This is a genomic window from Novosphingobium sp., assembly GCF_027486195.1.
Taxonomy (GTDB): domain Bacteria; phylum Pseudomonadota; class Alphaproteobacteria; order Sphingomonadales; family Sphingomonadaceae; genus Novosphingobium.
This window is the reverse complement of sequence record NZ_JAIXPP010000038.1, coordinates 1-5722: the sequence shown is the minus strand read 5'-3', so window position 1 is coordinate 5722 and position 5722 is coordinate 1. Positions and strand designations below refer to the sequence as shown.

The window sequence follows — 5722 nt, the reverse complement described above, 5'->3', positions numbered from 1 at the left end:
GTAACCACCGCCGAAGAACGCGATTATTCGCTCAATGGCGATGCCATGGCGGGCGTTCTGGCAGATTTCGAAGCGCTGGCGGACGAATGGCTGGACTATGCGCTGCAAGGCAAGGTCCATGGCTTCACCAACGTGTCCGAGACCATCTCGGAGCTGATCGCAGGCACCAACAAGTCGCACCCCTGCGGCGCGGGCCTCGGCCTCCTCGGTGTAAGCCCCTCGGGCGATCTTTCGCCATGCCACCGCTTCACCGATGCCGATACGCACACGCTGGGCCACATCGATACCGGGCTCGATCAGACCAAGCGCGAGGCATTCCTGACCAAGGGCCATGTCGCCTCGAAGTATGAATGCAGCACCTGCTGGGCCCGCCCGATGTGCGCCGGGGGCTGCCACCACGAGGCGTTCGTGCGCTATGGCGATACCGGCCACGCCAACCTGCATTATTGCGACTGGATCCGCCAATGGACCGATCGCTGCCTGCAGATCTACGGCGTGCTCGCCCAGCGCAATCCCGAATTTCTTACCCGTTTCGCCGAACGAAAGGGCTTGTCATGAAGCACCTGAAACCGATCAACGCCAAGGCCTTCAAGATCGAAGCCGATATGGCCTCGATGGAAGAGGATGTGGTCGCGCTGCAGCAGACGCCGCGTCCGCACGTGCCGCTGGGCTGCTCGCTCTCGTTCTCGCCGGGCTGGGAAGTGGATGCCACGGGCGGCACGGCGGGCCTGTGCCAGCCGGCTGAGCGCGACATCTACGATTGCTACGTCACCTGCTTCTGGCCGGTGCAGATGGCCGACCACGTCAACTATTCGGCGGACTGGGCGAGCAATTGCGCGGCGGCGACCAAGGACTGGCGCAACCTCGATATCGTCTTCCCGTAAGGTTTTGGCCTGCCTGACTGCTGCCTGAATTGCTGATTGCGAAGGGACTAATCGCATGATCTCGCTTGCCCGCAAGACCGTTCTCGGCAGCGCCGCGCTTGCCCTTGCATTCAGCATTCCTGCCATGGCCGGAACCTTGATGCTGGGCACCTACCCGGACAAGCTGTTCACGGTGGATGAGGGCACCGGCAAGATCGGCGAGAAGATCCAGCTGCCCGGCGGCCTGCCCGTTTCGCTGCGGATCACACCGGACCAATCGAAGATATTTGCGACCACGATCACCAACAGCAGCGTGATCGTGATGGACGCGAAATCGCGTGCGATCCTCACCCAGTTCGATCTCAACACGCCGACCGAGCGCTACCGCTTCAACGGCGGCGCCCCCGATCCGACCGGGCGCTATTTCTACACGACGATGCTGCGCATGGATAAGCTGATCGACCGCTGGAAGGTCAGCAAGCAAATGTTTGCGGTGATCGACACCAAGCTGAAGAAGGTCGTGCGGACCGCCGATCTTGAGCCTGAGGACGATGCGCTCAGCGGCGGCTATCGCGCGCCGATGATGGTCTCGCCCGATGGCAAGACGCTCTACCTCTTCAAGGACAAGGTGCTGGTGGTCGATACCGGCAAACTGAAGGTGGTGGACCGCATCGACGTGCAGAAGCCCGAATCCACCGGCTATGAAAACGTGGCCTTTGGCGGCGGCGTCGAATCGTTCCAGACGACGAATGCGGGCGAGCTCGTCTCGCTGTTCACGGCTGCCGATCCCTATGTGCACAACAAGGTGTTCGGCCTCGGCAAGTTCGACCTCAACACGCGCAAGTTCAAGTTCACGCCCATGGGGCCGATCACCACCGGCATGTCCGGGCTTGAGATCACGCCGGACGGCAAGACCGGCTACACCGTGGTCACCAACGGCCAGACCGGCAACAAGCGCTGCGAGTTCTGGAAGTTCGACATGGCCAGCCTGAAGCTGAAGGACAAGGCCGAGTTCGGTTGCCGCTCGCGCTTCCAGCTCGGCATGTCCGGCGATGGCGCGAAGCTCTATATCTACGGCGCCAGCTACGATATCGAGGTCTACGACGCTGCCACGATGAAGCTGGAAAAGACCTGGGATCTCGGTGCCGACGCAACCATGGCCGGAATGCTGGTCCTCAAGTGAGGCTGGCCAAATGACCGCCGGGTGGCGGTCGTCCGTGCATGTCATGGGGCGCGGGGTCGGAGTGGCGGCGGCGCAGGCCGTGCTGCTTGAAAACGCGACGAGTTTCTCTGCAGAGCAAGGCCCGGAGCGCGGCTCGGCACCCGTCGTGATGCTGGGCGAACAGGCGCTGCATCTGCTGGACAGCCTGTTTGGCGAGGGCCGCATTTCCGGATCGCACCGCATCACGCGGCGCATCGTGCGGTGGAACGAGGCCGAGCCCGTGTCCATTCCGCATCAGGCTTTCGCGCTTTCCGGGCAGGCCTTGCTCGGGGCACTCCCGCTTGCCCATGGCTCGCCCTCGGCTGTGCCGCCACGCTTCTCGCTGCATGCACGGCCGCCGAAACCGTCCTTGCACCAATTCGGCCAGCGCGAGGCGGCGGCCGCGCCAGTCACGCTGGCGGCAGGGGCGGATGCCGCTTCGGTGCTGGTCGAGGCAGTTGCGGCGGGCTGGCTCTTCCTGATCCCGCTGGGGGCGGAATGCGCGTGGCTGCTGGCAGTGGGCGATGCCCCGGATGCGCTGCTGGCGCAGAGCCGTCTGGTCGCACCGGCGATCGGCACGCTGGGCGCAGTGGAGGCAAGGTTCGAGACGGCACCGCGCGTGCTGGAGCACCTGGTCGGGGACGACTGGCTTGTGCTGGGCAGCGGCGCACTGGCGTTCGATCCGCTTTGCGGCGACGGCACCGCAATGGCCGCGCGCGGGGGCATTCTGGCGGGTGCGGTGGCAAGCGCGATCGCGGACGGGCAAGACCCCGGCCCCTTGCTGCGCCACTACCGCGCGATGCTGATTGCCGCGCTGCGCCGCCATCTCGCCGCGTGCCTGCCGTTCTACCAGCGCGGCGGGTCTGGCCCGTGGTGGCAGGAACAGGCGCGGGTCACCGCCGAGGGCCACGCCTGGTGCACCAGCATGCTGGCGGTGGAGCCGGAGCCCGCCTTTGTGCTTACCGGCAGCCGGCTCGCCCCGCGCACGGTGGCGGCATGAGCGGCGCACATCCTGCTCCGCCGGTTGCGCAGTGGCGGACCTATCGACGGCTCCTGCCCTACATCATGCCCTATCGCGGCCGCCTCGCGTTGGTGCTCGCGCTCAGCCTCATGGCGACCGCAGTCACGCTGGCGCAGCCCTACCTTTCGAAGCTGATGATCGACGAGGCGCTGCTCGGGCACAACCTCGCGGCACTGGGGTGGATCGCGGCGGCGACAATCGGCGTCACCCTCGGCGGCTATGCGCTCAATATCGCTTCCAGCTATCGCTACGTGAAGATCTCCGCCGCGATGCTGTTCGATATCCGCGTCGATCTGCTGCGGCACTTGCAGACGCTCTCCCCACGCTTCTACGCCCGCTTCCGGCTTGGCGACCTCATGAGCCGGATCAACAGCGACGTAAGCGATGTGCAGCGCGCCGCCGCCGATACCCTGCTCGCGGCGCTTGGCAATGTGCTATTCCTGATCGGCAGCGTGGTCCTGATGATCTGGCTCGATTGGCGGCTGTTTCTGGTCGGCACCGTGCTCGTGCCGTTCGCCGTACTGGCCTTCGTGCGGCTGCAGCGGCGGCTGGTCGAGATTACGCGCGACATGCGCGAGCGCGGCGCCGATCTGGGCAGCCTGCTGGTCGATACCGTGATGGGGATGCGAGTGGTGACGGCGCTGGGGGCCGAGCAGCATGAACTTGCCCGGTTCGCCGATGCCAATGGCCGCTTTGTCCAGACCATGCTGCGCATGCAGGTCGCCTCGTTCCTCACCGGCGCGCTGCCCGGCGCGCTGCTGGCGATCTCGACCGCGGCGGTGACGCTCTATGGCGGCTGGCGGGTCTTTTCGGGTGAACTCACCATCGGCACGCTGGTCGCCTTCATGGCCTATCACGCGCGGCTGTTTGCGCCGGTGCAGGCCTTGCTGGGGCTCTCGTCCGGGCTCGCGTCCACCCGCGTTTCCCTGGGACGGATCTTCGAACTGTTCGATACCGAACCCGAGGTGATCCAGCGCGCCGATCCGCTGCCGCTGGGCCCTGTGCGGAGCGCGATCCGCTTTGAAGGCGTGCATTTCCGGCATGACCGGGAGGCGGTTCTGGACGGGATCGACCTGATCATCCCGGCGGGCGCGCATTGCGCCGTTCTGGGCGAAAGCGGTGCCGGCAAATCGACGCTGGCATATCTGCTGGTGCGCCTTCAGGACCCCCAGAGCGGCCGGATCACCATCGACGGAGTGGATATCCGCGATGTCGCGCTCGGTGATCTGCGCCGCGAAGTCTTGCTGGTCGATCAGGCCCCCTTCCTGTTCAACGCCGCGATTGCCGCCAACATCGCTTTTGCGCTCGAAAGCGCAACCACTGCCGAGGTGCAGGCCGCCGCCGAAGCCGCCGGGCTTGGCCCCTTGCTCCAGCGCCTGCCACAAGGCTTGCAGACCCCGGTCGGCGAACGCGGGCTTTCGCTGTCCGCCGGTGAACGCCAGCGCATCGCGATTGCCCGCGCGCTGCTGCGGCGACCCTCGGTGCTGGTGCTCGATGAACCCACCGCCGCGCTCGATGCAGCCACCGAGCAACGCGTCGCCGCCGGCCTGCGCGAGGCGCTGCCCGATGCCACGCTGATTATCATCACGCACCGCCCCGCGCTGACCGAAGGCGCGGATATCGTGGTGACCCTGACGGACGGAAAGGCCTGTCTGCGTGGCTGACCTGGTCCGCATTGCCGTGATCGACAGCGGCGCGCACCCCGACCATCCGCATATCGTGGCCAGCCGCCTGCTGCCGGGCGTGGCGATCCTGGCCGATGGCACGATCGAGCAAGGGGAGGGCGTGACGCTGGACCGTGTCGGCCATGGCACCGCCGTGACTGCCGCGATTCAGGAGCTGGCGCCGGATGCGCTGATCCTGCCGATCCGGGTATTCCGCGATGGCCTGCGCGCCTCACCCCGCGCGCTGATCGCCGCGCTGGACTGGGCGGGCGCACAAGGCGCCGATTTCTGCAATCTCAGCCTTGGCACCACCAATCCGGCGCATGCCGATCATTTCGCGGCGGCAGTGGCGCGCAGCCCCGCGCGCATCGTCGCCCCGCGCACGGCGGCAGACGATGCGCCATGCTGGCCGGGCATGCTAGCGGGTGTCATCGCGGTGGGCCTCGATTGGGATGTCCCGCGCGGCACGGCCCTTCTCGGCGCAGATGGGGTCTACTACGCCTCGGGCTATCCGCGCCCGATCGAAGGCGTGCCCCAGCAGCGCAACCTTCACGGCATCAGCTTTGCGACGGCGCAAGTGACAGGCCTGGCAGCCGCCGGGCAACTCCAGGTCAGCCGCGAACCTTAGCTGACCACCACGAAAAAACCCGGCCCCCGCCATCGCAGGGGACCGGGTCTCTTCCTTCAGTTCAGTTCAAGCCGCGTGGCTGCGCCGCGCCAGTTCGCACTGCGACCAGATGTCGCTCAGCGCTTCCAGCAGCCGGTCGATATCGCCGTCGGTGTGGACGGGCGAGGGGGTGATGCGCAGCCGCTCCGTGCCGCGCGGAACGGTGGGATAGTTGATCGGCTGCACATAGATGCCGTGGTTGTCGAGCAGCCAGTCGCTGATCATCTTGCACTTGCGCGCGTCGCCCACCATCACCGGGATGATGTGGCTCGGGTTGTCGAGGTGCGGGATGCCCAGCGCGTTGAG

At 66.3% G+C, this 5722-nt stretch carries 7 protein-coding genes; 6 read left to right on the top strand and 1 reads right to left on the bottom strand.

What is annotated here, in order from left to right; all coding sequences use genetic code 11:
* From Q0071_RS07875 to Q0071_RS07850, 6 genes are all read left to right on the top strand, one after another.
* Positions 1-558: SPASM domain-containing protein (locus Q0071_RS07875; RefSeq protein ID WP_298167074.1), on the top strand; the 558-nt coding region annotated here is incomplete at its 5' end.
* Entirely contained in the window at positions 555-884 is a 330-nt protein-coding gene (gene qhpC, locus Q0071_RS07870) for a quinohemoprotein amine dehydrogenase subunit gamma (RefSeq protein WP_298167072.1), read from the top strand. The genes Q0071_RS07875 and qhpC, both read left to right, overlap by 4 nt.
* Before the next feature lie 55 nt (positions 885-939).
* Positions 940-2046, top strand: coding sequence for a hypothetical protein (locus tag Q0071_RS07865; protein ID WP_298167070.1), 1107 nt, complete (start codon positions 940-942; stop codon positions 2044-2046).
* Between the two features lie 10 nt (positions 2047-2056).
* Positions 2057-3064: a hypothetical protein gene (locus Q0071_RS07860; RefSeq protein WP_298167068.1), complete on the top strand. Its 1008-nt coding sequence runs from the start codon at positions 2057-2059 to the stop codon at positions 3062-3064.
* Positions 3061-4749, top strand: coding sequence for an ABC transporter ATP-binding protein (locus Q0071_RS07855; protein ID WP_298167066.1), 1689 nt, complete (start codon positions 3061-3063; stop codon positions 4747-4749). Before Q0071_RS07860 ends, Q0071_RS07855 begins: the two co-directional genes overlap by 4 nt.
* Positions 4742-5377, top strand: a complete 636-nt coding sequence (locus Q0071_RS07850; RefSeq protein ID WP_298167064.1) for a S8 family serine peptidase — start codon at positions 4742-4744, stop codon at positions 5375-5377. The genes Q0071_RS07855 and Q0071_RS07850 overlap by 8 nt, the downstream gene beginning before the upstream one ends.
* 66 nt (positions 5378-5443) lie before the next feature.
* On the opposite strand, the gene Q0071_RS07845 is transcribed toward Q0071_RS07850, so the two are convergent.
* Positions 5444-5722, bottom strand: a 279-nt coding sequence (locus tag Q0071_RS07845) for an aminotransferase class I/II-fold pyridoxal phosphate-dependent enzyme (RefSeq protein ID WP_298167062.1), incomplete at its 5' end; no start/stop codon positions are given.

What these genes read in the sequence shown, in the direction of transcription:
- qhpC (WP_298167072.1), top strand. Translation starts at nt 555, where the DNA reads ATGAAGCACCTGAAACCGATCAACGCCAAGGCCTTCAAGATCGAAGCC.
- Q0071_RS07865 (WP_298167070.1), top strand. Translation starts at nt 940, where the DNA reads ATGATCTCGCTTGCCCGCAAGACCGTTCTCGGCAGCGCCGCGCTTGCC.
- Q0071_RS07860 (WP_298167068.1), top strand. Translation starts at nt 2,057, where the DNA reads ATGACCGCCGGGTGGCGGTCGTCCGTGCATGTCATGGGGCGCGGGGTC.
- Q0071_RS07855 (WP_298167066.1), top strand. Translation starts at nt 3,061, where the DNA reads ATGAGCGGCGCACATCCTGCTCCGCCGGTTGCGCAGTGGCGGACCTAT.